Source organism: Desulfovibrio desulfuricans, from assembly GCF_004801255.1.
GTDB classification, from domain to species: Bacteria; Desulfobacterota; Desulfovibrionia; order Desulfovibrionales; family Desulfovibrionaceae; genus Desulfovibrio; species Desulfovibrio desulfuricans_C.
Genome location: NZ_CP036295.1, coordinates 1,881,646 through 1,906,818, shown reverse-complemented (window position 1 = coordinate 1,906,818; position 25,173 = coordinate 1,881,646). Strand labels below are relative to the sequence as shown.

Annotated in this window: 16 protein-coding genes and 2 pseudogenes; 1 reads left to right on the top strand and 17 read right to left on the bottom strand. The window is 53.5% G+C overall.

What is annotated here, in order from left to right:
* Window positions 1–219: 219 nt before the first annotated feature.
* The 11 genes from DDIC_RS07915 to nikA all read right to left on the bottom strand — a co-directional run bounded on the left by DDIC_RS07915 (window position 220) and on the right by nikA (window position 11,947).
* Window positions 220–594: an iron hydrogenase small subunit gene (locus tag DDIC_RS07915; RefSeq protein WP_136399938.1), complete on the bottom strand. Its 375-nt coding sequence runs from the start codon at window positions 592–594 to the stop codon at window positions 220–222.
* Between the two features lie 11 nt (window positions 595–605).
* Window positions 606–1,862, bottom strand: a complete 1,257-nt coding sequence (locus DDIC_RS07910) for a [FeFe] hydrogenase, group A (RefSeq protein ID WP_136399937.1) — start codon at window positions 1,860–1,862, stop codon at window positions 606–608.
* Window positions 1,863–1,945: 83 nt separating this feature from the next.
* The gene (gene hydE / locus DDIC_RS07905; RefSeq protein ID WP_136399936.1) at window positions 1,946–2,974 is read right to left on the bottom strand and encodes a [FeFe] hydrogenase H-cluster radical SAM maturase HydE; all 1,029 of its coding nucleotides are present in this window, start codon (window positions 2,972–2,974) and stop codon (window positions 1,946–1,948) included.
* A gap of 328 nt (window positions 2,975–3,302) precedes the next feature.
* Entirely contained in the window at window positions 3,303–4,529 is a 1,227-nt protein-coding gene (gene hydF / locus DDIC_RS07900; RefSeq protein ID WP_136399935.1) for a [FeFe] hydrogenase H-cluster maturation GTPase HydF, read from the bottom strand.
* Window positions 4,530–4,565: 36 nt separating this feature from the next.
* Window positions 4,566–6,002, bottom strand: coding sequence for an aspartate ammonia-lyase (locus DDIC_RS07895; protein WP_136399934.1), 1,437 nt, complete (start codon window positions 6,000–6,002; stop codon window positions 4,566–4,568).
* Between the two features lie 64 nt (window positions 6,003–6,066).
* The gene (locus DDIC_RS07890; protein ID WP_136399933.1) at window positions 6,067–6,846 is read right to left on the bottom strand and encodes a class I SAM-dependent methyltransferase; all 780 of its coding nucleotides are present in this window, start codon (window positions 6,844–6,846) and stop codon (window positions 6,067–6,069) included.
* Between the two features lie 33 nt (window positions 6,847–6,879).
* Window positions 6,880–7,638, bottom strand: coding sequence for an ABC transporter ATP-binding protein (locus tag DDIC_RS07885; protein ID WP_136399932.1), 759 nt, complete (start codon window positions 7,636–7,638; stop codon window positions 6,880–6,882).
* The gene (locus tag DDIC_RS07880; RefSeq protein ID WP_211088862.1) at window positions 7,631–8,509 is read right to left on the bottom strand and encodes an ABC transporter ATP-binding protein; all 879 of its coding nucleotides are present in this window, start codon (window positions 8,507–8,509) and stop codon (window positions 7,631–7,633) included. The genes DDIC_RS07885 and DDIC_RS07880 overlap by 8 nt, the downstream gene beginning before the upstream one ends.
* Window positions 8,506–9,351 (bottom strand): nickel/cobalt ABC transporter permease, encoded by an 846-nt coding sequence (opp1C, locus tag DDIC_RS07875; RefSeq protein WP_136399931.1) that lies wholly within the window; start codon window positions 9,349–9,351, stop codon window positions 8,506–8,508. Before opp1C ends, DDIC_RS07880 begins: the two co-directional genes overlap by 4 nt.
* The gene (opp1B, locus tag DDIC_RS07870) at window positions 9,348–10,283 is read right to left on the bottom strand and encodes a nickel/cobalt ABC transporter permease (protein WP_136399930.1); all 936 of its coding nucleotides are present in this window, start codon (window positions 10,281–10,283) and stop codon (window positions 9,348–9,350) included. Before opp1B ends, opp1C begins: the two co-directional genes overlap by 4 nt.
* Window positions 10,284–10,348: 65 nt before the next feature.
* Window positions 10,349–11,947, bottom strand: a complete 1,599-nt coding sequence (nikA, locus tag DDIC_RS07865) for a nickel ABC transporter substrate-binding protein (RefSeq protein ID WP_136399929.1) — start codon at window positions 11,945–11,947, stop codon at window positions 10,349–10,351.
* 147 nt (window positions 11,948–12,094) lie between these two features.
* Here nikA and DDIC_RS07860 point away from each other — a divergent pair, with 147 nt between their 5' ends.
* On the top strand, window positions 12,095–13,681 hold the full coding sequence (locus tag DDIC_RS07860; RefSeq protein ID WP_168732499.1) for an outer membrane homotrimeric porin: 1,587 nt from the start codon (window positions 12,095–12,097) through the stop codon (window positions 13,679–13,681).
* 505 nt (window positions 13,682–14,186) lie between these two features.
* On the opposite strand, the gene DDIC_RS07855 is transcribed toward DDIC_RS07860, so the two are convergent.
* From DDIC_RS07855 to DDIC_RS07835, 6 genes and pseudogenes are all read right to left on the bottom strand, one after another.
* The gene (locus DDIC_RS07855) at window positions 14,187–17,738 is read right to left on the bottom strand and encodes a DEAD/DEAH box helicase (protein ID WP_136399928.1); all 3,552 of its coding nucleotides are present in this window, start codon (window positions 17,736–17,738) and stop codon (window positions 14,187–14,189) included.
* An 87-nt stretch (window positions 17,739–17,825) separates the two neighbouring features.
* A pseudogene (locus DDIC_RS14165) lies at window positions 17,826–17,903 on the bottom strand (integrase core domain-containing protein); the annotation flags it as partial.
* Window positions 17,904–17,956: 53 nt separating this feature from the next.
* Window positions 17,957–18,244 (bottom strand): annotated as a pseudogene (locus DDIC_RS14160) (DDE-type integrase/transposase/recombinase); the annotation flags it as partial.
* 307 nt (window positions 18,245–18,551) lie between these two features.
* Window positions 18,552–21,839: a DEAD/DEAH box helicase gene (locus DDIC_RS07845; RefSeq protein ID WP_136399927.1), complete on the bottom strand. Its 3,288-nt coding sequence runs from the start codon at window positions 21,837–21,839 to the stop codon at window positions 18,552–18,554.
* Window positions 21,832–23,646, bottom strand: a complete 1,815-nt coding sequence (locus DDIC_RS07840) for a phospholipase D family protein (protein ID WP_136399926.1) — start codon at window positions 23,644–23,646, stop codon at window positions 21,832–21,834. The genes DDIC_RS07845 and DDIC_RS07840 overlap by 8 nt, the downstream gene beginning before the upstream one ends.
* 1 nt (window position 23,647) lies before the next feature.
* The gene (locus tag DDIC_RS07835) at window positions 23,648–24,844 is read right to left on the bottom strand and encodes a DUF6361 family protein (protein WP_136399925.1); all 1,197 of its coding nucleotides are present in this window, start codon (window positions 24,842–24,844) and stop codon (window positions 23,648–23,650) included.
* Window positions 24,845–25,173: the final 329 nt, after the last annotated feature.

Sequence of the window (25,173 nt, the reverse complement as noted above, 5' to 3'; positions counted from 1 at the left end):
TCCGCCACTGAATATCTCACCGAAATCAAAAAAAATATTCATAAGGCTGTCCACTGCGGATGTGAACGGCCAGTGTGCGCAGTGTGCGGGCTGCCTGATGACCTGAATAAATGGCAGGAACAGCCCTGCATTCAAATTGGCCGACACGGGGGGCAAACCGTGTCGGCCGTGGGTCTGGCCTAAGGGTCTTGGGGTCCCTCAGGAGGCAAAGGCCGGGCTTTATTCGTACGGATAGGTGGTACCTTCAAACTCCTTGTGGCGAGGGTTGGGGTATTCACCTGAAGCCGTAAGAGCCTTGAGGCCTTTTGATTTGTCAAACCATTTGGTATGCAGATTTTCTTCGGACTTGTGGCTCAGGGGTTTGCCCAGCCACGAATCATAAAGGGCCTTGACCTGGGCGTTGTCCTGGCTTGCGCGCTTGGGAAAGGCCGAATCGGCGTTGTACACAGCGGCAGAGCGGTCGCCCATGTAATCTTTAAAATCCTTGGCCGCAGCATAGGCCTTGTTGGCCATGCGCACGCCCAGCAGCAAGCCGCCGGAAAGAATGCACGCTCCCTTCAAAAATCCGCGTCGAGTGGTGGCAATAATAGACATGGCGTGCTCCTCTAGGCTTTGGGCTGGGTGTTGGCAAGGCGTTGCTTCAGGCTGGCAAACAGGCTTGTGGCCTTGCGTTCCGCGCTTTGCAGCACATTGGGCATAATTGGCTGGCCACCGCCGCACACACAGCCGCCGGGGCAGGCCATAAATTCGATAAAGTGGTAAGGCGATTTGCCCGCCCGCACCTCGTCGCATACCTGTGCAAAACGCTTGGCCCCGTGCACAACTGCCAGATGCAGCTCAATGCCGTTGACGGTAACGGTGTATTCCTTCATGCCCTTGAGGCCGCGCACTTGCTTGAAATCCCACGATTCAGGGCGCTTGCCGGTTACGGCCTGATAGGCGTAACGCAGAGCCGCTTCCATAACGCCGCCAGACACGCCAAATATGGTTGCGCCGCCGGTGGATTCGCCCATGAGGCTGTCGCGCTGGCCGTCGGGCAGTTTGTTGAAATCAATGCCCGCCTGACGGATCATATAGGCCAGTTCACGCGTGGTGAGGGTTGCGTCGATGTCGCGCAGGTCGTTTTCAGCATATTCCTGGCGCAGGCCTTCATACTTTTTGGCCACGCAGGGCATGATGGAAACCGTATAGATGCTTTTGGGATCGTACTTGGCCTTTTCTGCACCATAGGTTTTGGCAAGGCGGCCATTCATGGCCACAGGCGATTTGCACGAAGAAAAATGCGGCAGCAGATCGGGATAAAACGTTTCGGCATATTTCTGCCAGCCGGGACAGCATGAGGTAAACTGCGGCAGATCACGCTTTGCCCCAAGGCGTTCCACAAATTCAGAGGCTTCTTCCCAGATGGTGACGTCGGCGGCAAATTCCGTGTCCCAGCAGTTTGCGAATCCAAGCTGCTTGAGGGCAGCCAGCATTTTGCCGGTGGTGACACTGCCGGGGGCAAGTCCAAAGGCTTCGCCAAGGGCGTAGCGCACCGAAGGTGCGGGCATGGCAATGCACTTGACGCTTTTGTCCTGCAATTTTTTTTGCAGCTCGGGAACCCAGGTCTGCACTTCGTAGATGGCCATTTCCGGGCAATGTGTAAGACACTGGGCGCAGTTGATACATGGTTCGGGGTGGGCAATCTTGTGCGTCAGACCTGTTTCACCATAAATGGCACCGCTGGGGCAGTATTCCTGGCAAGAATCGCAGCCGATGCATTTTTCGGGATCAATCTGCACAAAAAACATTTTGTCGCCGTCCGCGCCCTGTGGGGGCACATTGAGCTCGTATGCGATGTGTTCCATATCAATGCGCGGCATTGCAGCCTCCTGGCGGGTAACAGGTTGATTTTTCTACGGCGGCGCATGTGCGCCCGCCTGTTGATACAAAAAACAGCAAGTTTTTATCCTGCCAGCATGCACGCCACACTTGAGAAAGCGGGCGCAACTCTGGCAATGGCATCCTGAGCGGCAGGAGGCTGCCAATCGGCAAGGCTGTGGCTACGCCCCGCGCCTTCAATGGCCTTGCGCGCGCCCAGCATGTCCACCCGATTTTTATTGTCGTAAATGCGGTACTGCTTGCCGTAGGCTGGCGGCGTAAACGAGGGCATAAGCACGTTGCCCCCTGCCAGCAGGCCATTGCGTTGTCCGCCCAGTGTGTCCACTGTGGCAAGCGCCGTGGTTGCGGGTATGTTGGCCCAGGGCATGGCTATGCGCATGACGGCCATTACCCGCAAGGCAAGCTGCGCGCTGCCCGACGGATGCCCGCCAAGGGGCGTATCGTGCTGCGCAATGAACGGCCCAGCCCCGCACATGGAAACACCCAACCTGCGCGATAAAATGATGTCGTCAGCCAGCGTTTCCGGCCTTTGGCCGGGCAGACCCACCATAAAGCCGGAACCTATTTCGTAGCCCAGCCGCTGCAACACCCGCAGGCAACTGATGCGTTCGGCAAGCTCATGCCCCGGATGCAAGGCCGTGTAGAGTTTGGGGTCGGCTGTTTCATGCTTGAGCAAAAAGCGCACTGCGCCAGCCTCTTTCCACAGTGCGTATGCGGCGCGCGAGTGCTCGCCCACGCTCAAGGTAACGGGCACGTTTAAATCGCCGCGCAAACAATCCACCACATCTGCCAGCCACATGGGTTCAATGGCCGATTCGCCCGATTGCAGCACAATGGTGTCTGCGCCCATGGCAACGGCATTTTTTGCGGCGGCCATGATATCGGTCTTATCAAGCGTGTAGCGGCGCAGATTTGCATTCTCGGCACGCAGGCCGCAGTAACGGCAGTTGCGGCGGCACACATTGGAGAATTCAATAAGGCCGCGCACATGCACATGTGAGCCTTTTTCTTCTTCCAGCACACGGGCGGCACGCTCGCAAAGCGCCTCGAAGGGCGTTTCAAAAAGAAGTTCTATGATTTCTTCACGGCGCATGGTTACCATCCAGTTCTGTGCCAGTTGTCGCTATACCGTTAAGCAGTAACGTGCAGTGCTGATGCCGAGTGTGGTCGCAGGTGTCACTTGTGTTACTTTTTTAAAAAAAGTAACACCTAATAGAAACAAAAGTCCATAAACTCCATTTGCTTCCACATGAAGCACTGTCTATTCCCACCCATGGGAGCCAGTCCGGATGCGCACTGCTTTGAGCAGATTGCGCCACAGTAACACTTTTGTCAATATCGTAGCAAATTTTTACTCAATCAAAAGGCCAACTTTAAAGTCAACACGCTGGCATTATAAACAAACACGACAAGCAGAGAGATCACCGTGCCGCATCAAATGCCGCCAATGCTGCGGGGAAAGGCTCAAGAACCCGCCGCAGCACCCCCTGCACATGCGAAATAGCCAACCCGTAATTGGTTATGGGCACGCCCTGCGTTTGCGCCTGCGCCAGCCGCGCAAGCATGCTCTGACGGTTAAACGTACACGCGCCGCAGTGGATAACCAGCCTGTATGGGCTCAGATCATCAGGAAAGTCACGCCCGGCCAGATTGTCCACGCGAATATCGCCCCCGGCGTACTGCCGCAGCCAGCGCGGAATCTTCACCCGCCCGATGTCGTCTGCCGAGGGGTGATGCCCGCAAGCCTCGGCCACCAGCACGGCGTCACCGGGTTGCAAGCGGTCGATGGCAGCCGCCCCGTGGGCAAGGGCCGCCAGATCACCCTTGAATCGGGCCATAAGGATGGAAAACGTAGTGAGTGGAATATGCGGCGGAGTGTCGGCCACGGCCTTGAGTACAATCTGCGAATCACAGACCACAAGGCATGGCTCCCTGTTCAGACGGGCGAGGGCCGCAGCAAGCTCGCGTTCTTTCACCACCATGCACGATGCATCGCTATCTAGAACATCGCGTATGGCCTGCACCTGGGGCAAAATTAGCCGCCCCTTGGGCGCACCCAGATCAAGTGGAACCACCAGCACGGCCAGTTCACCCGCTGGCAACAGATCGCCCAGAAGGCGCGGCTCTGCAAACCAGTGCTCTGGTGCCAGTGCCGCCAGCGCCTCGCGCACCTGCCCCATGCCCTTGCCTGTCAGGGCAGAAACGCTCATCCAGCGGATGCCGCCCTTCTCCAGCACCGATGTATGCACAGCAGCGGGAAGAGCCTGATCGCTCTTGCCAAAGACCACGCCAAAAGGAATGTTGCGCTCGCGAAGCTGGGCCACAAAAAAGTCTTCGTACTCGCCCCACTGATCCGGCTCCACCGCCAGCAGGGCAACATCGGTGCGCTCAAGGGCCTTGAGAGTGCGCTCTTTGCGCAGCTCGCCCAGTGCGCCCACGTCGTCAATGCCCGCAGTATCAATAAAAACCACCGGCCCGAGGGGCGCAAGCTCCAGCGTTTTTTCCACCGGGTCTGTGGTTGTGCCGGGCGTGTCGGAAACAATGGAAACCTGCTGCTCTGCCAGTGCGTTGAGCAGAGAAGACTTACCCACATTGCGCCGACCATAGATGCCGATGTGCAGACGCAGACTTTTGGGCGTTTCATTCATGGCAAAAACTCCGTTGCGTTATTACCCGTCAGCCGCCTACCTGTGCCCAAGGGCCGTGGCGGCCTCGGCACTGAGCAGCCGGTCAAGTTCATGCTCTTCCAGCAACCCCCGCTCAAGCACCACGGTGCGCACACTTTGCCCTGTGCTATGGGCCTGCGCGGCTATTTCGCCCGCACACTCGTAGCCAAGCGCGGGTACAAGGGCCGTAACCGTGACCAGTGAATTACCAAGGTGGCGGGCGCAAGCGGCTTCATCCGCCTCCAGGCCCTGCACGCATTTTTCGGCCAGCATGCGGCAAGCCTGGGTCAGCAGCAGCAGGCTGCCCAGCAACGAATCTGCCAGCAGGGGCATAAAGGCGTTCAACTCAAGCTGCCCCAAAAAAGCGGCCTGAGTCACGGCGCTGTCGTTGGCCATTACCCGCAGTGCGGCCTGTGCGGCGGCCTCACAGATTACGGGATTGACCTTGCCCGGCATGATGCTTGACCCGGCCTGCACGGCTGGCAGCCGCAACTCGCCAATACCGGCCCTTGGGCCGGATGCCAGCAGCCGCAGGTCTGAGGTTATTTTAAACAGATTGACCGCATGCGCCTTAAGAATGCCAGACACTTCAACCAGTGGGTCGCAGTTCTGTGTGGCGTCCATGAGGTTTTCTGCCCGCGAAAGGCCCAGCCCCGTAACCTCACGCAGTTTTTCAACAACCAGAAAAATATAGCTGCGCGGTGCGGTTATGCCCGTGCCCACCGCAGTGCCGCCAAGATTGACCACCCGCAACCGCTCGGCGCATTTGAACACCCGCCAGCGGTCGCGCGAGAGGCTCTCTGCCCAGGCAGAGCATTCCATACCCAGGGTGACGGGCACGGCGTCCTGCAACTGGGTGCGCCCCACCTTAAGAATATGCCTAAAGGCCAGTTCTTTTTCCTGAAAGGCCGTTTGCAGTGTGGCAATGGCCTGCTCCATATCCTTGAGCAAAAACATGGCGGCAACCCGCACAGCCGTGGGGTACACATCGTTGGTGGACTGGTGCAGATTCACGTGCCGCAAGGGATCAATGCGGGCATATTCGCCAAGCCGCCCCCCCAACAATTGCTCTGCACGGTTGGCGACTACCTCGTTCACGTTCATGTTGGTGGAGGTTCCGGCCCCGCCTTGCAGGGCGTCCACCACAAAGGCTTCAACCAGACCGCCTTCGGCAACCTCACGGCAGGCCTCGGCAATGGCCTGTGCTTCGGTTTGCGGCAGATAGCCAAGTTCCTCATTGGCGCGGCAGCAGGCCAGCTTGACCAGGGCCAGTGCCCGCACAAGCTGCGGCCTGACCGCACGGCCCGAAAGGGGGAAATTTGCTACAGCTCTGCCCGTATGCACGCCCCAGTAGGCAGAAGCGGGCACGGCCACTGTGCCCAGCGCGTCCGATTCCTGCCGGTACTGCGATACATCGCCGTTTACAGTCTCTGCCTTGCTGTCAATGCTGCACATCTGGTTTCCCTCCACGCCACAGTGGATACTCGCCCGCAACCCACTATATCAAAAGCCCTCGCTGCTACTTGACCGCACGCAGGGCAAACATGGGTACTGGATTGTAGGTTTCATCGCGGTGGGTGTAGATGCGCGAGCTCAGGTCGGTGTCGCACCAGCAGGCCGAAAATCCCGAACAGCGCAGAATTTGTATATCCCACACTGGGCGTGATTCGGCACTCAACGGCAACTGTCGGCGAATGCTCTCGCATTCAAGCATCATGTCGTCATTCATGCCCGCGTGGGCGTGAACGCCCGACTGCTGAACAACATCAATAAAAGAAACCGAGCCGTAATCAGCGTCAAAATTCAGCAGCACGCCGCCGGGACGCAGCACACGATTCCATTCGCGGTAGGCTGCGGCGGCATCGGGCAGAGTCCAGGTAAGGTTGCGCGAAATCACCGCATCAAAGCTTGAAGATTCAAATTCCAGGCAGCAGGCGTCCATGCGCTGAAACGTGACGGCGCAGCGGGCCTGTTGCGCAAGAGCCGTACCCTCATCCAGCATGGCCTGGCTCATGTCCACGCCGCAAACGCTGTGCCCCTGCTGCGCAAGCAAAATGGCGAAAAAGCCCGCGCCTGTGCCCACATCCATAATGCGCAACGGCCCATCAGCGGGCAGATGGGGTAAGATTTCGCTCAACCAAAGGGATTTTTTGTCACAGGCAAGCTCGTGTCGCCGTGTTTCGCCGTAGCTTTCAGCCCTGCGCGACCAGTATTTTTCTATACGACCAGTAAGCGCAGAGCCTGGAACGGGCAAAACATCCGGCTGAAATTGGGCGGTATCTGCGGTGTATTGGCTCATAACGGCTCCTTGAATTTTGCGTCTTGACCATGCTCAGCCATTCCAGGCCGAACGAAACAAAATGGCCGAGCTCACCAGTTTTTGTGCGTAAGGGTGCGAAACACCGGCCAGACCTGAACCTGCGGCCTGTTCAACAATGCGCCCCTGATGCATAAAGAGAATGTCGTCGCACAGGTAGGTTACGGCCTGAAGGTCGTGGGCAATGAAAAAATAGGTCATGTTGCCTTTCAGCTCGCGCAACAATTCGAGCACTCGGGTTTGCACCGAAACATCCAGCGAGCTTATGGCCTCGTCAAAAACAACAAAGCGGGGGGCTGTGGCGATGGCACGGGCAATACATACCCGCTGCAACTGGCCGCCGCTGACCTCGTGGGGCAAGCGGTCTGCAAGATTTGGTGCAAGCCCAACGCGGTCCATCAGCGCTAGCACGGCTTTGTCCGAGCCTGTGCCCCGGCCACAAGCCAGCAGAGGCTCGCGAATAATGCTGCGCACGCTGTAACCTGGATTGACCGAGGTGGTGTAATCCTGAAAAACCACGCTCATGCGGCCAGGATTGCCTCGAAGCCATAGGGGCACAGCCTGTCCCTCAAGCAACACGGTGCCACTGTCGGGGCGTTCCAGCCCCAGCACAATGCGGCTCAGGGTGCTTTTGCCGCTGCCGCTCTCGCCCACCAGCCCTACAGTCGCACCAGCTGGAATACCAAAACTCACGTTGTGCAGCACAGGTTTGGGCTGGGGATTCCACAGGCCGCCCTTGCCGTAGCTTTTGCAGATGTTCCTTACCTCAAGCATGGGTACGCTCCAGCATGGATTCAAAACCCCGCGTCAGGGCAAGCCGGGTGCGGATAAGGTACTGTGTGTATTCGTGCTGCGGCTCATTGAACACGGTTTCCGCAGGGCCGTATTCCACACAGCGGCCATCCTTCATCACCAGCACAGCATCTGCCAGACGCTGCACCACGCCCAGATCGTGCGAGACAAAGATCATGGAGGTATTGCACTGCACCCGCAGTTCCTGAAAGCGCTGCACAACTTCAAACTGGGTTTCCGCATCCAGCGCCGTTGTTGGCTCGTCGGCAATGATAAGCTGCGGCTCAAGGGCCAGAGCCAGGGCAATCATACAGCGTTGCAGCATGCCGCCCGAAAGTTCGTGAGGATAACTGCGCAAAATTTCGCGCGGAGCTTCAAGGCGCACCCGCCCAAACATGGCCACGGCCAGCGCATCGGCCTGTGCGGGGGAATATGCCCCGTGGGCCGCCAAAGTTTCGCGAAAATGCACGCCCATGGTGTACAGTGGGTCAAAAGCCGTCATGGGTTGCTGCAAAACCATGGCAATCTTGCTGCCCCTGAGCTGGCGCAACTGTTCTGCCGGGGCGTGCACAAGGTCAATACCGTTAAATATCGCACCGCCATCGCCCGCAAGGGTGGGCGGCAAAAGCCCCATGAGGCTTCGGCAGGTAAGGGTTTTGCCGCTACCGCTTTCGCCCACAATGCCAAGGCAGGCCCCGGCGGCAAGCGTGAAGCTTACGCCGTGCACAAGAGGTTGCCCGCCTGCTCGCTGCACCACACGCAGGTCGCGCACTTCCAGAACCGTGGGCACATTAGGCTCTTCGGTCACAGCATCAGCCCTCGCCTGCGGCTGGCCGCCGCCAAACACGCTCACAGGCTCACCCCCTGCAAAGTGGTATGAGCAGGGTCGATGGCATCGCGCAGGCTGTCGCCCAAAAAGTTGAAGGCCGCCACAACCAGCAAGATTGTCAGCCCTGCGGGCAGCATCTGCTGCGGATACATGGACATTATGTCCTTGGCGTCGCTGAGCATGGCACCCCATTCAGCCGTGGGCGGCTGCACCCCAAGACCCAGAAACGACAGGGCCGAAACAGACAGGATCACCGCCCCGGTATCGAGCGTAGCCAGCACGATAATTTCGCCCAGTGCTCCCGGCAGCAGATGCCTGCGGAATATGTGCCACATGCCACAGCCCGCCACGCGGGCAAAACGCACATAGTTGACGTCTGTATACTGCATGACCACAGAGCGGATCATGCGGGAATACCATGGCCATTTTGCAATTACGCTGGCAATGACCACATTACCCAGCCCCGGGCCAAGCATGCCAACTATAGCAAGAATGAGCACCTCGCTGGGGAATGACATCATCACATCGCAAAAACGCATGATAATTTCATCAACCTTGCCTCGGCAGAACCCGGCCACGATGCCAAGCCCGCTGCCAATAACAAGGGTGATGCCCATGGTCAGCAACGAAAAACCAAGAGTTGCGCGCCCGCCCCAGATCAGCCGCGAAAGCACGTCCCGCCCCAACTGGTCTGTGCCAAGGGGATGAATCAGCGAGTATCCCGCGAACTTGTTTCTCACATCAATGGCCGTGGGGTCACACGGTGCAGCCAGCGGTGCGCACAAGGCCAGCGCCGCCACGGCAAACAAAAAGCACAGGCAGACCATGCCCACGCGGTCGTTGCGCAGCCGTCGCCACACCCTCATATCTGCTCCCGCGTGCGCAAACGCGGATCAATGGCCGCGCACAAAATGTCTACCAGCAGGTTGCAGCCCACAAATAGTACGGCCATCAGCAATACATATGCCTGAATAACGGGAAAATCGCGGTTAAAAATGGCGGTAACGCACAACCAGCCAAGGCCGGGCCAGGCAAAAATGGTTTCTACCACAAAGGTTCCGGCCATGAGCTTGGGCAACGACATGCCAAGGCCAGTGAGTGTGGATTGCAGGGAATTGCGAAAAATATGCCGCCAGATCATGCCGCGTGTAAGCCCCCGCGCCCGGGCATAGAGCACGGAATTCTTCTGCTTGTTCTGCACCATGCTGTTGCGCAACAGCCGCGCATAGGTGGAAATGTAGGTGAGCGAAAGCGTTACTGCGGGCAGAATAACAGAACTTGCACCCTGCATGCCGCTGGTGGGCAGCCAGTTGAGCTTGACGGAAAACAGCCACATGAGCAGCAGCCCCGCCCAAAAACCTGGCGTGGCCGTGCCGGAAAAAATGAATCCGCGCAGCAGATAATCCACTGGGCGGCCCTCATACATGGCGCACACAAAGGCCATGCCCACGCTGCATACCGCCATGAACAGGGTTGCCGCAAGTGCTAGCCACAGGGTGGGCGGCAAGGCCCGTGCCAGTTCCTGCGCAACTGGCTTGTTGTCCACATAGCGTCTGCCCAGATCGCCGTGGGCCACGGCGCACATCCAGTCTGCATAGCGCACTAAAAAGGGTTTGTTGAGGCCGAGCTGCTCGCGCGTAAGCTCAAGTACTTCGTCTGTGGGCACTATTTCGTTAACCCGAACAGCTACCTCAGCCGGATCGCTGGGGCTGAGTTGGATAATGATAAATGAAACAAAAGAAATTCCCAGCAAAAGCGGAATTGTCAGCAGAAGGCGGCGCAGTATGTATGCTTTCATATGTGTGGAGCATGGGGCGCGGTCTTGCGGTTATACAAACCCGCGCCCCTGATCATGCCCGCAGCCTAGCGGGCGGGTGTATTCTCGAAATACATTTTTTCAAACGGAACTTCATACTGCGACACGCCGAATCCAACGCCCTGCAATGCCTTGGCGTGCACGGCCTTGGTGCGAGAGTACGAAATGGGAACATACACGCCCTCGTCATGCACGTAGGTCAAAATTTCCTTGTACATGGCCTTACGGGCTGCTTCATCGGGTTCGATCATGAGCTGAGTGATGGCTTTATCCAGCCATTCCTTGCGTTCCATACCCACCTGCGCCTGATAGTCGCCGTGTGCGGGTATGCGCCACGACGAAAGATATGACTGCGGATCGTAGGGCGTTCCCCACGAAAGCGAGTATTGCAGTTCAAAATCGCCCGTACGCTGGCGGTCAAGAAAAGCCTGTTTTTCTTCGCCGATGATCTTCATTTCAATGCCGACCTTTTTCAGGTCGCTCTGCACATATTCCGCCAGAGTGCGCTCCTGCGCGTTTTGCGAATTGTAGTACAGGCGCACTATGGCCTTTTGCCCGTCCTTGGCTCGCAGGCCATCAGGGCCGAGCTTCCAGCCAGCTTCATCAAGCATGGCAGCGGCTTTGGCTGGGTCATAATTACGCACGGTCAGGCCAAGGTCGCAGTAGGGCACGGTGGGAGAAATAAGCGTATTGGCTACGCTTTCCGTGCCGTTGAGCACACCGTCTACTATGGCCTGCTTGTTAATGGCGTATTGCAAAGCCATGCGCACGGCACGGTCTTTTGTAACGGGCTGGTGCGCATTGAGCAAAATGGCCCGCGATGCAATGGGCTTGCTGATAAGTGTGGCATACTTGCCTTCTTTTTGCAGAGCATTGAAGGCGTCCATGTTCAGCATGTCGCCATCTGCGCCAAAGACAAGATCAATTTCGCCTTTTTGCAGAGCAAGCATGATGGTCTGATGGTCGGGCATGACGCGCCAGCGCACGGCCTGAAGCCTGGGCTTGACACCCCAGTAGTTTTTGTTTGCCGTAAACAGCGCGTATTGCTTGTCTTTGTGTTCTGTCAGCACCCAAGGGCCAGTGCCAACATAGCCAGAAACGCCGTCCTTGGTCTGGCCGTTGATAAAGCAGTTGGGCGAAAGCATGCGGAACGGCCGCACAAGCCCAAGCTCTACCAGGGTGGGATAGTACGGATGCTTGAGCACAAGGCGGTAGGTGTGCGCATCCACTACTTCGTTGCTCTCAATTTCGTTGACCATATCAAGCCATGCGTGGCGCGGCTTGTTGGCAACAATGGCATCCATGTTCAACTTTACAGCGGCAGCGTCAAAGGGAGCCCCATCGGTAAAGGTAACACCTTTACGCAAATGGAATGTGTACACGCGGCCATCGGGCGAGATGTCCCAACTTTCGGCAAGGCAAGGTTTGACCCCCTCGGGAGTGTTCACCACCAGCGGCTCAAAAACCATGTTTTGCGCAGCCATCTCACCAGAGTACAGGTGGGGATTAATGATGCGTATATCCTTGGTGCTGGCGTAAACCATTTCGGTGCGCTGGGCCTGCGCGGTGGATTTTTCATCACTTTTGCAGGCGGTTATGTTCAGGCAGCAGATGATGGCCGCCAACAGAAATCCAATTTTTTGCATGTTGCGCTCCGTGCGCTGAGGCATATTTAGGGTTGACAGTGGTAGCACTTTTTTAGCAAAGATAACACTGCCGTCACAAGCAAATTTGGTAGCACGAATATATAAATCGTGTCCACTTAAAATCTTATCGTCAAAATTGGGGGAACGATGCGGAAAAAAGTTTTATCGCTTCTGGCTGCCGCAGTCTTGCTGCCTAGCCTTGCAACAACTGCGCATGCGGTTGATTTCAAGACCAAGGGCGTCTGGATAATGAATTTTGAATACGGTGGTGGCGGCAACTTTATGGAGCGCGGGCGCTCGACCAATGGGGTGGCGGCTAACCACACAACAGGTTGGGGCCGATATAATGAAGACCAGTTTGAGGCCAAGTCGCGCGTGCGCCTTCAGCTTGATGCCGTTGCCTCAGAAGCGCTTTCCGGCACCGTGTATTTTGAAATTGGCCGCCAATACTGGGGGCAGGCTGGCAACAAATCTGGCGCGGCCCTGGGTGCGGACGGTAACGTTATCAAGATCAAGCACAGCTACCTTGACTGGACCATGCCCGAAACCAACGTAAAGGTTCGCATGGGCATTCAGCGCATTTTTATGCCCGATTTCGTTACCGAAGCATCGCAAGCATTTGACGCCGACACCGCAGGCATAACGGTTTCTGCGCCTGTTAATGAGCACCTTTCACTCACAGGTTTTTGGGCGCGCGCCTACAACGACAACTGGGCCGGTGCGGGAAATTCGCCGCAGAATTATCTGGACAATTTTGATCTTTTTGGCTTTGCAGCCCCGCTGCGCTTTGAGGGTGTAAACATCACCCCTTGGGGTCTTGTGGGCGCTTTTGGCAGCAATACCTTTCGCAAAGGCAATGATTTTTACGGCAAAAACAACGACGGCGCAGGTGCGCTGGGTGTTGCCCCTGCCGTGTACGCCCTTAATAATGGCAAAGTGGGGCGGCAGATAGCCAACGCCTACTCAACCATGTTTTGGGCGGGGCTGACGGGCGAAGCCGTGGCCTGGAATCCCTTTCGTCTGGCGTGGAGCTTTAACTACGGGCAGTCTGACACCGGCGTGGAAACCCTGAACCGCAAGGGCTGGTATGGCTCGCTGCTGGCAGAATACAGCATGGACTGGGGTATTCCCGGTATTTACGGCTGGTACACGAGCGGCGACGACAGCAACGTGAAAAACGGTTCCGAACGCATGCCCACCATTGAAGCCAACAACGAGAGCACCAACGGGCTGGACAGCTTTGGTACGCTGGGCACACTCACCCTTGGCCGAGACACGTTGGTAGGTTCTACCTTTGTGGGAACCTGGGGCGTGGGCGCGCGAGTGAAGGACGTGAGCTTTCTCGACAAGCTCAAGCATACCTTCCATGCCAACCTTATGGGCGGCACCAACAGCCCCACCATGGCCAAGTACATCAAGGGGCAGAAGGATGTTGATGGCTACACCATGTTCCGCCCTGATGTTACCCCGGGCACAATGGGCGATTTCAACACAGCCAACTATTACGGCCTGTACCTGACCTCACGCGACTACGCTGCGGAATTTGGCGTTACCTCTACCTACCAGATGTACGACAACTTCAAAATTCTGGTGGAAGCCAACTACATTGCCCTGTGGCTTGACCAATCCAAGGACGTCTGGGGTGCTTACACCACCACAAGCGGTACGCGTATGGGCGGCGTAAGCACGCAGGACGCCTGGAACGTCAACGTGAGCTTTATCTACAAGTTCTAGTGGGTAGCCGACAGTTTAAATTCAGCCTTCGGGAATGAACCGCATTTTTGTCCGCGACAATAACAACACTTATGGTTAGCTGAAAAGGGCCGGGGTACTCTGATATGCCCCCATCAGAATAGACAGCGATATAAAGGCCACCTAGGCTAAACGCTGTAACCTGATGGGGGCATATCAGAGTGGTCTGCTCCCCGGCCTTCTCCAATCAGCCATCCAATCAAAAAAACTTCTAGAATCCATACTGTAATCAATCAAACATGCCTTCTCGCTGAGCCGATGGAAAAATTACTTTTCCTCAGATCGCGCTCCAAACTGCAGTCAGTTGCGTCACAGCTTGTTTTGTTGCATCAGATTGATTCAATTCAAAAAGTACATGAATTTCATAGAAATACAAAGCAGGAGAGGAGCAAGATGAGGCCCATTGCCTTTAAGAGAAAGAGGGGCTGAACTCGATCATACAACAATTCTGCACCGGTGGGCGGCATCACTCCTCTCCTACACACTTTTAGTGAATAAGTCGTCTATATAGAGTCTGAAACACACCGCAATCCTTCCAAGCCGTGGCATTACCAATAACATAAACTGCTTCTTTCGCCCGAGTAACGGCCACATTAAGTAAGTTCGGGGACTTCCCAGCCCATATGCGAGCTCCGTTTTGTCCTGCCTCTGGCGCTCCTAAAACAAAAATGACCGCCTCCGCCTCCCGCCCTTGCACCGTATGTACCGTGCCGACACGCTCCTTTACCCATGCACGAGGCTCCGGCACCCAGCCTGAAAGGATCGGCGAAGTCGCCAGCAAGCTACGGAGACCGTTTTGCACATCAACAAAAGGGGTGACAATGTAGACGTCGGGTTCACAACCGCCAGTGCGTATAGTTTGCAATAGTTGCAGGGTACTTTGGCCTTCTTGAGGACACCATTTCCCCTGTGCATTGCCTGCAACGTGCAGCCAACGCGAAGGTCCTGCCACTTCAAGAATTGAGGACGGTTGAGAGCGTTTTGCCTGAACCATCAAATTTTCATAAGCAACAGCATTTGAAATGGAGAACATTGGTTCAGCGCACCTGCGATGTACAAGAAGAGGAACCCCCACTTCTCGTGTGCCGAATTGCGTCTCAAAGCTGCCTATATAGCCCGTGGCACGATCCGCAAGGGTTTGCACAGAAGCACCTGGGGGATTGTAGATGGCGCAGTCTACGGAAAAATTGTCGCATATTTTTTCTGTCAAACTTTCCGGGAGCACAACAATAGGCTCAATTTGTAATGGATCACCCACCACAATAGCTCGTTTTGTCCTCATCAATGCACCAACAGCCGCCTGTGGCAATGCCTGCCCCGCCTCATCAATAAGCAGCCAGCCTAAGTCTTCTTGTCCTAGCCCGGACAGCATGCTCCCCACTGAGGCAAATGTGGTTGAAACAACAGGAACTACCATGAAAAAAGTAGTCCACAAGTCAGCAATAAAAGAGTCCTTTTTGGGGCTGCCGAGAGATTTTGAACCATAGTTTTCAAGAAATATGTTGCAATTATGGCGTATTTTCTGGGCGGCACCGTCGACAAAGGCTTTCTGCAGCGCTAAAGCCGCTTCAAACAAATCCCCTCGCAATCGAGCCGTCTGCGCATCAAGCCAAGGTGGTGTTATTTGTCGTTCTTCATGACTTTTGAAAAAGAAAGACGCATCAACAAATGCTCCTGTATGCCTTGCAGCCAACTTTGCGTATTCTTCAGTCTCTTTTTCCAATTCCCATGAAAGGATCTGAATAGCTTTGGTCCTTTCTTGAATACGCTCGGATAAAGCTTTTTTTTGTGCAATCACAGCCTCAAGGTCACTTTTTGCCTGCAGATATTCCTTTCTGGTATGTTGCAACTCCTGTGCTGCCTGTTCGAGCGTAGTAAGCCAAAAACGATATCTTTCCCGAGAAAACAAACTGCTGAAAAATCCAGGTTTACCCGCTGCTACGGACTTGTATTGCTCAGTAGCCGCACTAAATATGGTCTCTTTTTTTGAAAAAGCACTCTGATTAAGCAAAAAGAAGTTTTCTAAAGGCGCAAGTTGTTTTTCAAGCACAGGTAGCTCTTCACGAGCATTATTTATTTCTGTGTGACGACGGCAGATTGAGTCATACAGGTCATGAATTTTTTGAAGACTTGCCAGGCTACTTTCAACCTTTGCCTGCGTCTGCAGGAAATGCTTTCTGGCATTTTCCCAGCGGAGCAATGCCTCCTCGTGGTTCATCGGAGGTTTTTCTTGCTGAATAATGCGCGGGGTACACTGCACCCCATTGTCATCTGTATAATACACCGGGGTACCGCAGGCATATTTTAAATACCCAAGCATCCCGCAATCTTGATCCCACCAGAATGTTTTACGGAATTCCGAGCGGTTCTTGGCATTTCCAAGTACAGCGCTAATCACTCCCCATGCATCCTCTGAAAACAATGCACTGGCGACCGTACAAAAATATCCCTCTGCAAAACTGTCTTCGGCCACAGCGTTGCGCCCAGGTAGTTCAACACTGACATTTTCGACAGCTTTGTTATTGGAGGAGGCCACAACAATTTCAAAGCCGCGTAATTTTTTGTCCACAGCATACATATGGAGAAATGCGTTGCCGCGCTTAAACTTATGCCCGGTAGTGCGGAACGCCTTTTCAGGATCTGCGTATGTGGCCAGCACTTTGGCTCTTTCAGTGACAATTGCAGCAACGATATCTCTAAGTAGTGTTGTTTTGCCCGTTCCCGGCGGGCCGTTAACAGCCAGAAGGCCTCCATTTTTTAAATCACTCAGAGCAATATTCACTGCACACTGTTGCAAAGGAGCCAAAGGGTAACGCCCTTTGCCGGGCCAAGAGGCCACGGGGAACTTGGACGGAGCAAGAACCCGCCTGACAGCATCGTTGCTGTGCATGAGATTCCAGCGGGCTTCAGGTGCTGTCACGCCAAAGTAGCGTTTCATATTGGCAGGAAGGGTTCCGGCTCGAGCCATAGCTTTCGCCCAAGCAAGGTCCTTAAGATAAAACGAGTTAAGCAACACGGGGTCCGGCGCATCCGGCAATGGATTCCACTGGAATGAGCCTAAGGCAAAATATGGCTTGTTTACAATGTCTGGCGGTAACGACAATGTACCCGTCAGCCAGGTAAAAGCCTCAGCAATATGATGTGCTGTAAGCGGGAGTAGGTTGCCGCCTTCATCTTGAACGGTCAGCTTTTCTGTCAGTGCCTCAATGAGTTTTTGTTCAGCTAGCGGCCATTGCTCCAAACTTCGCATGTTACCTGTAAGCGCAACAGGGACACCCCACCCGAAGCTGGAAATCACCAAAGGGTTTTGTCCAGCAAGGTGGCCCTCCGTATCTACCATGACACTTGCCAGCACGGCTTCGCCTCTCGTAGCCGGGCGCTGAGCTCTTGTGTCTGTGTAAACCTTAAGTAGGGCATCTATCGCAGGTTCCATGGAGATGGTACCCAGAATAACCTGATAGTAAAGGCGGTACCCCTTACGATACCGCTTTTGTCCGTCTTCCCATGGCATCAGACCTTTGGAAAACTTAACAACGCTGTAAGAGCTTCCATCCCCTAGAGAATCAGGCTTCAGAAAAGTAACCGGGGATAAAACTTCTATAGCTGTCCAAGCATTTAATACTGACTCTGGGCCAGAATATGTATGGAAGTCGTCCACTATCGGCGGCAGGTTAAGCGACATCGGTTCAACAGGATGGATAGCCAGAGTTTCGTTTGTCTCTTGAGGTGCTTCTATCCTTGGTTGAATTTTTTCAGGTGCAGGCCTGACGTCCACAGCGCTAAGCGGCACATTTTGCGTTGTTATATTTTTTCCCTTCGCAGGTGTCGGAGCGAGCTTATTCTCCACAGCATTTTTGCTGGAGACATGCGCTGTTGATTCTTCCAGTGCAGTCAGCTGTTTTTTCAAGCGCTCCGCCCGCTGAGTTGTTCTATATGCCAATTCATCGTGCAGTTGCTTACGAAATTGAGGGTCATCTGACCGCTGCTCAAAAATTTGTTCAAGCTCGGCAAGGCTACGATTGAAGAACGGTCTGCTCATAGAATGCTCACTATATATTCAGGCTGAATTGACCTTACCCCACTGCGTATACCACTTGTAAGTTAGTGGTTCCCAATGGATTACAGGTTATACTCTTTCGTGAAATTCTTTCGGTGTCAGCCAGCCCAATGAGCTGTGCGGTTGCCGTTGGTTGTAATCCTGCCGCTAGGCTTCAACTGTTTTGCGGGCATCGTGCAGGGACAGAAACACGCTCTGATTTAAACACACATCCCGGAATTTTCGTTAAAGCTTTCAATGTGCCCATTATCCGTAGGCTTTCCCGGACGAGTAAACTCTATCTGTGCTCCATGCTCAAAAGCCCATGCATCCAGGGCCTTACGGCTAAATTTCGGCCCGTTATCAACCTTGATACGCTGCGGCAGCCGACCTTGAAGGCGTATTCTTTCAAGAACACGCACAACTCGAACTTCAGGCAACGACATCTTCACTTCGAGCGCCGGGCATAAGCGATCCCACAGATCGGCAATTGTCAAAATCCGGATGCGCCCCCACCATAAGGGCGTCGCTTACAAAATCCATCGCCCATTGCTCATCTGGGCCAGCAGGGCCAGCCTGGACAATTCGGGCATGGCTTGGACGCTTCACTCGCTTTCGGGTGCGCAGTGAAAGGTTTTCTTCTTGGTAAATCCTTTCTGTCCGCTTGTGATTCTGCACCAGCCTTCCCGACGCAATAATTCATGCAGACGCGGAACTCCGAAACGTCGCCGATCTTCTGCCAGTTCCAGCATCCGAGTCCGCAAAAGAAGACCACGGTCTTTGATTCACTCGTACCCCATCAGAAAAAAGTATTTTTTACGCTCTCCTATAAAAGGGGCTAATGTTGATAAACAGTTCTTTCAACTGCTCGGCATCGTCGCAAGAAGCAAGCAGGGACTCTAGAAGTTCTTCTTGCCTGGCTTGCCCCAAGGTCAGGCGATAAAGCGAAAGGATTTTAATTAACCTTTCGTATGAAGAGATATCCCGGCTGAAGGCGTATCTGGGCACGATGCGTTCTATTTTGATCATATCATCACGCGCAGATAGCCCCCAATAGGGAATGAGCTCTGATTCTCCTGGGCCGCGTTCTTTTCGGTCCGCTTCGGCAAACATTTCGGACCAGGGGTCTTTTTTGAAGCGTATTTCTCCGTATCGCAGAGCGATATTCTGTCGGATAGCAAGGCATTTATACCTGCTGATACGCCCCTCCCGTTGTTCAAGGTCGATGGGGTTGGATGGCAGATTCCAGTGAACTATCTTACGGCAGTAATAATGAAAATCTAGCCCTTCCTGTCCAATGGAAGTTGTGACCAGAACAAATGGCCTGAAAGGCGAGTTGAACGATTTGCGAACCGCTTCCTTGCGGTCGCTTTCACCCCTGCCTCTGCCCTCGCTTTTGGTAAAGGATACGGCAAAGTGACTGCGAATATTGAATCTGCGAGATTGTCCTCCTTTTATCCGATTTTCCAATGCGCTGAAGGTGTCTATGGCATAAGAGGCTGTGTGGACGTGCATTGACTCAATAATCAGTGTATGAAGAGATGCGAGTATGTCTAGCGTTCCCCTCAACCCATTGAATTCAACAAGAATATGTGCGTATTCGTCAAAAACGGCCTGAAGATTACCTTGCACACAATACGTGAGTACGTTTTTCCAATGTGCTTCCTCAGACTTGCCAAAGTTAGCTTCGATAACGGCGGTTGATTCGGGAGTGTTCAGGCGGTTTCTGAGCACGGCAGCGACTTGGCTTGCCATCACCCCTACATCCGCTTCGGGACAGATGGACTGATATGTGCGATACAGGCACACTGCCGGAGAGGCGATGGCCATATTGGTTAGAACTGTTATGAGATCAGCCGGTTGCGCTCCAAGGAGCAAGGGGTCATTCTCGTCATCAAACGCCTGTTTTAGAAGCCTTTGCAATTCTTCCACATGGCGCATGAATCCTTTTAGTCCGTCTTTGTTCTTGCCTTCCAGATTGTCATCATCGGTTTCCGTCTGCCGGGTCAACTCGGCCCCGTTAGCGAGCCAAGCCCGCGCGTACTCCGGGCCATCCATGAGCAGGGGGGCGAGGTAGTACCACCGTGCATCCGGTCTTGTGCTCTTGCCTTGGAATACAGCAAGCGGCCTTAGGAGTTCCCGGATAGCCTGTCCAACGTTTTTTTCAAGTGCTTTGAGGTCTAGCTTACTGTTCAGCGTAGCGAGAGGACTGAAACAATCGGCGAGGCTCTTAGACGGATAAAGCAAGCAGAATAGGGCCATACCCTTTGGCTCTTTCTGTGAGACCGAGAAATTTAGCTTGGCCAGCGGGTAGCGTTTCCCTCTTCCCTCGCTGGTGAAGTAGCGGGATTCTTGTTTGGCTTTTCTGTATTTTTTGGCAATTTTGCTAATGTTTTTTCGTTCTGCTTCATATGAAAGCATCGTCGCAAGCATGCGTGGCACCATTTGCCAAGAGGAGAAAATCAGCATTTTGGAAAACTGTTGCTTCCCGCTGAATGCCCCAGTCAACGGGTAGTATGGGCATGATGGAGGTATCCAGAGAAGGTTTTCTGCCTGCTGCTCAAATGCTGCCCCTTGAACGCAGGCCAAGCGAGCGTTGTTCGGTGGAACCACCTTGAATTTTTCGACATCGGTCCGCTTGAGCCACAACGTGCTTTTGTTCGCCTTGGCGGTCAAACGTGGATTGTCTTTTAAACATTTTTGAATATGCTCTTTTACTTGGTAGCCTTGCATGAAGGAAAGCAGATACGGACATGACTTGACGTAATCAACTGGCACGCGTCTGCCACTATCAATTTCCTCCAGTAGTTCATGCATTTGCAAATAGGTTTGTATATCCGCCACAGAAGGCACAACATCACTTACAGCGGAGGTGTCGATGATATCCGAACCCGTCTGCGCTGAGATTCGTTCCGTGCGGCACATGGTCTCGAACATGGCGTTTTCCGCTTTTTTTTTCACCTGGACAAAGGTTCTGTCGCCCTTGGAAAAAGAGCGTAAGGCAAGGGAGTAGTTGCTCCATATATTGTTGAACGTAGCCTTTTTCCCTGCGTCACCCTGAAGAAAATCCATCACTTCCAAAAATTCTTTGTAGTGCTCATCCTCCTGTTTGTTTTCCTCAATTTCCTCTAAGGTAGAGTACAATTTGTAAGGAGTGGCCGATAAAAGCAGTATTCGCGCACTATTAGTGGAAAAAAACTTGTTTACCAGCATGCCTGCTTCCGTTTCCATATCTGGATGGAGCAGGTGTTTAAAGCGCTGAAATTCATCCATAATAACAAAATCTGGCTCTAGGCGCTCTAGACTGATCCGGGCGAACATGACGCGCAGCTTGCCGATAAGGCGTCTTCCTTCCGCTGTGTTGGCACGTTTTTGCGCGATCAATTCGCAGTGGGTGACCAAATGGGCTAGGAGCGATGATGCGTTGCTAGGGGTTCCCATGTGTGCGGCTATCTGCCCATGCATGTATTTGAGATAGTCCCCGTTGGATGTGGCATTGCAGCTTTCGACCTGTTTCCTGTACTCTTGGGCGCAGCGAGCCCAGCTTACAGTGGCGCAGTCGGTTAGCAGCTCTTCCAGTGCCGACAGGTGGTCTTGCAGATAGGGCAGATGACTGAGAATGCTGAATATCAGCGCTCGCTCATGCACTGTTCCTGTTCCAGTGGTAATATTGAACGAGGTGTCTGGCGTAAGCGGAATCAGCTGGATGTAGTGTTTTTTTCCCAGAGTTTCCTGTTCCTGCTGAAAGATGGCCAGATGCTGCATTGAAAGACGGGCTGCATGCGTCGTTGTAGTGTCTTTGCTATCAACGCTCTTGTATACGCTTAGTTTATTAAGATTTTGCCCGGCGATTGCAGCATTTGAGCAAATATAGATCACCTTGAAGAGAGTATCGCCTTCCTCATGCCGCAGCCTCCCCACTTTTGCGATCATGCCCTGGGCGATCAGTGTTTTCCCTAATCCTACCTCATCGGACACCAGTACTCTTTTTTGACCTTTTCTATACAACGAGTCTATATGCTCTACTGTAGCGAGCTGAAAATCTTTCAGCCCCCGCAGTATGGTATCTTCAGCCTGCTCAAGAGGGAAAGGAACATTAGTCATTGATTTTCACCGCCCGTTTCAGAGAGTCGTACAGTTCGGCAAAACCAGATGGAATGACGTCTTTGCTCTTGATCATGGTGAGGACGTTTCCGATTTCCTTTAGTTTATCTGGCGTTCTGGCGGCTGTTTGCAATATTTCTTCATACAGACCGGGCGGCAGACTGTTTCCGTGGGAATTTTTGCCGGGGTGCTTGAGGTTCTCGTTCTCCACTGCGGTGGAGAGATAATCATCACTAAGTAGGAATGAAATATACTGGTAGAAGCATCCGGTATTTTTAACTATGGATGTGAAAACAGCCATGTCCCGTTCCTTTGGAATGCCCAAAGTGGGGATTTTTATCGTTCGACTGATCCGAACCTCTTCGTTTGCTGCCGTTACCCTGTAGAACTCGGACAATTGCAGCAGAGCAAGCCCGCTGAACTGGCATTGCTCGCTGACCGCGAGGGTCTGTTTGGTCAGCAGCGGGCTGACGGTCAACCCTTCGCCACTCTCCAAGTCCTTAAACGAGAGCGTAATGGTGTATGTGCCATCTTCTTCGCGTACGGAGGCCTGGGGCGTTGCATGGCAAAGCGCCTTGATCATTTTTTCCAATGCGGCAGTTTTATTGGCGTCCTGCTTCTGTGCCGGAGGTAGTGGGGTGAGCTCAAAAGGGTTCTGCGGCCCGTCTGGATCCGCTCCGAACAGGGCCGTAGTCAGCATTTCCAGATTAAGCCATCTGCTTCTGCTTTTCAGGCAGATCATGCATTCCACGTTGCCGTTCCGACCACTGTTTGAGGCGTTCATTGAGCCCAAGTACAGCTCGCTGTTTGAGTGCTCGTGCCATAGATAAAGCTTGGCATGGATATCCTGCTGCCGCGTTTCCATTGGTTCCTCAGACAGGCTAGCCTCTCCGTTCACAATGTCATTTTTCATTGTATAGATGGCGAACTTATCGCAGTCATTCGCCTGGAACTCTGACAGGGCCTCCTTTCTGGTTACAAGCACGCGTTTGAGAGCATTACTCTGCATAGGTTTTGTGTTAAACTCTTTGATGAGTTCTTTACTCAAAAACGGGCTCATAATCAGAAGGTTCTGAAACGAATGACTGAACAGCTTGGTTTCATTCATTGTGTAGATGCCGCCGTTGCTATTGGGCACGCCGACGGGAATAAATTCGAAGTCCTGAAATTTGTCGATGGATTGCGCGGAAAACACAACCCGAGGCAGGGCGCTCATAAGCGAACCTAGCAGCGCCCCCTTTCTTTTTCCAGATGCGCTCTTGGGCAGTTTGCTACGCAGGTAGCCCAAAAAATCAATTATCGGCTGATTTTTTGGGGTTATGTCCTTACCCGGTTCGCCATCTAAGGCCACAGCAACATCCCAGCTTCGGTCAAAGGTCAGATTGCGGCTCAAAATCACAAGTCGCCAACGCTCGTCCCCTTGTGCGTTGCCATAGCGTGCCAGCCAGAATTTAGGATGAAAAGAATGAAAAACAGGATGATTTTTTCTTTTTTCCAGCAGCACTTGATAAACGATGGTTTCCAGAAGAATATATAGCGATGATGCGTCAGAGGGAGCCTGTATCTGGCCCGCCTGACAGAATACTGCGACTTTGTCCCCAGCCCGGCGCAGGGCTTGCAGAAGGCAGATTGGATTTTTGAGGAGCTGACTGTCAGGCTCTTCCGCCAGTTCCAAGGCAATGCAGACACCAATTAATGCGCTGAAGTCGAGTGAATAGGTAGTGCCGATGGCGGCCACAAGTTCGTAACCATAAGGCGGAGAAAGAAGGCGTCCGTAATCGAGTCTGTCCGAGGTGGGGTTCAACATATCAGCCGTCCAACCCTTGAAAAATGTCCCGCAACATGCGTTTGGCAACGCTGAAACGATACTCCAGCCTGCGTCCGCCGATCCATTTTTCCGTATTCCCGGCATCGCCGTTAAGCAGTTTGGCGCGTTGTTCGCCTTTCAGGGCTATTTCGCGCTGTTTGATCCGGGCGTCAAGGGCGGCTGAATTTTTGTTCCGCATATCGTCTTGCACTCCAACCAGAAAGTTCAACAACTTTTTGTTGACCTCACCGAGGCGCTCTAGCCCTGCAGAAACGTCCAGATTGAGAACTTCGTCCATATTACCGGTAAATGCTGACCAAGCCTCTTCGGCTTCCTGATTCAGGCCACCCGGCAACATTGCATTATAGCGGATTCGAACCTCGTAGATGAGCGATGAGAAGGCTCTGGCGAGAAGGAACATTTCCTGCAGATGCGGCGGAAAGGTTGCGGTCATGGCCATAGGGATAGCGTTGAAATCATCAATATCGAGAATTTCCCGGTTGCCGGTACGCAGTATGTGGGCCAGAAGACAACGTGCCTGTGTTGTTTCAATGCGCTCTTTCAGGTGGAGTGCTTCTTCATGAGAAAGAGTCATGCAAACATGCTCCAGCAAGTCTTGCGGATAAGGAGGCAGAATCCAGGATATGCTTTTGAGGGGTTTTCCGGCGTCCGAATCGTCGGCGGCGTTTCCCGCTGCATCTCTGGGGCTGTAGCCGGACCTCTTGAGTTCCGCCTGCTGCTTCGTTTCGCTGCAGGTCAGCCGTGCGTATTCAGAAAGGGACAGAGGTCCGGGGCTTTTGAGAAGACCGTATTTGCGGATCCCTGACCAATAGATGGTCGCCGGAGTACGCTTTACCCATCCGCCCGCAGCTATTGTTCGCTCGCCGATGGTGCCCTCAGCATTCTGTTCAGCCAGGCGCTGCCCGCACTTACGCTCCAGAATATCCAGTGCTGAAAGAAATTCTTGAGGGTTCGTATGCCGTTGCCGCGTTATGAAATCAAGTGCGTAAGGCACAAGAAAAAAATATTTTGCCCGGGTCTGAATGGTCGAGGTTCCCGGGAAAAATACATCGGCAAAGCCGTCCCTGACTGGCCCGATGCCGAGCTCATCCAAAACGCCTTCTTCCGTTAGCAGGGCGATAACACTGAGTGCTTTTTTTCGATCTTCTCTTGAAAAGTCTATCCATCCAAGCTGCATGACTATTCCAGAATTAAATTATTAATTAAATCAAACATTAATGGGTGCATTTGGCACAATGGAAGAGCGATCTGTTTATACGCAATTATGAATAAAATTTAAAGACCTAGATAAACGAAAATTTATAGCTTGTGCGCAAGACGCCCTGCTAATGCCCGAGTTCGGTTGGAAAAATCGGACGCCAGTTTCTGGATTGAAGCCTTCGGTGCACATTTCGTGCTTGTAATCCAGCCCCCCGCCAGACATTGGCAGACCTTTGAGTTTTTTGACGTTGGTGTGCAACCAAAAGGTGCCAGAATCTCTGGGTATTGATTGCCAGTAGGCGCACT

Bases quoted from the DNA above. Each gene is read 5' to 3' on its own strand.
- DDIC_RS07915 (WP_136399938.1), bottom strand. From the start codon at position 594: ATGTCTATTATTGCCACCACTCGACGCGGATTTTTGAAGGGAGCGTGC.
- DDIC_RS07910 (WP_136399937.1), bottom strand. From the start codon at position 1,862: ATGCCGCGCATTGATATGGAACACATCGCATACGAGCTCAATGTGCCC.
- hydE (WP_136399936.1), bottom strand. From the start codon at position 2,974: ATGCGCCGTGAAGAAATCATAGAACTTCTTTTTGAAACGCCCTTCGAG.
- hydF (WP_136399935.1), bottom strand. From the start codon at position 4,529: ATGAATGAAACGCCCAAAAGTCTGCGTCTGCACATCGGCATCTATGGT.
- DDIC_RS07895 (WP_136399934.1), bottom strand. From the start codon at position 6,002: ATGTGCAGCATTGACAGCAAGGCAGAGACTGTAAACGGCGATGTATCG.
- DDIC_RS07890 (WP_136399933.1), bottom strand. From the start codon at position 6,846: ATGAGCCAATACACCGCAGATACCGCCCAATTTCAGCCGGATGTTTTG.
- DDIC_RS07885 (WP_136399932.1), bottom strand. From the start codon at position 7,638: ATGCTTGAGGTAAGGAACATCTGCAAAAGCTACGGCAAGGGCGGCCTG.
- opp1C (WP_136399931.1), bottom strand. From the start codon at position 9,351: ATGAGGGTGTGGCGACGGCTGCGCAACGACCGCGTGGGCATGGTCTGC.
- opp1B (WP_136399930.1), bottom strand. From the start codon at position 10,283: ATGAAAGCATACATACTGCGCCGCCTTCTGCTGACAATTCCGCTTTTG.
- nikA (WP_136399929.1), bottom strand. From the start codon at position 11,947: ATGCAAAAAATTGGATTTCTGTTGGCGGCCATCATCTGCTGCCTGAAC.
- DDIC_RS07860 (WP_168732499.1), top strand. From the start codon at position 12,095: ATGCGGAAAAAAGTTTTATCGCTTCTGGCTGCCGCAGTCTTGCTGCCT.
- DDIC_RS07855 (WP_136399928.1), bottom strand. From the start codon at position 17,738: ATGAGCAGACCGTTCTTCAATCGTAGCCTTGCCGAGCTTGAACAAATT.
- DDIC_RS07845 (WP_136399927.1), bottom strand. From the start codon at position 21,839: ATGACTAATGTTCCTTTCCCTCTTGAGCAGGCTGAAGATACCATACTG.
- DDIC_RS07840 (WP_136399926.1), bottom strand. From the start codon at position 23,646: ATGTTGAACCCCACCTCGGACAGACTCGATTACGGACGCCTTCTTTCT.
- DDIC_RS07835 (WP_136399925.1), bottom strand. From the start codon at position 24,844: ATGCAGCTTGGATGGATAGACTTTTCAAGAGAAGATCGAAAAAAAGCA.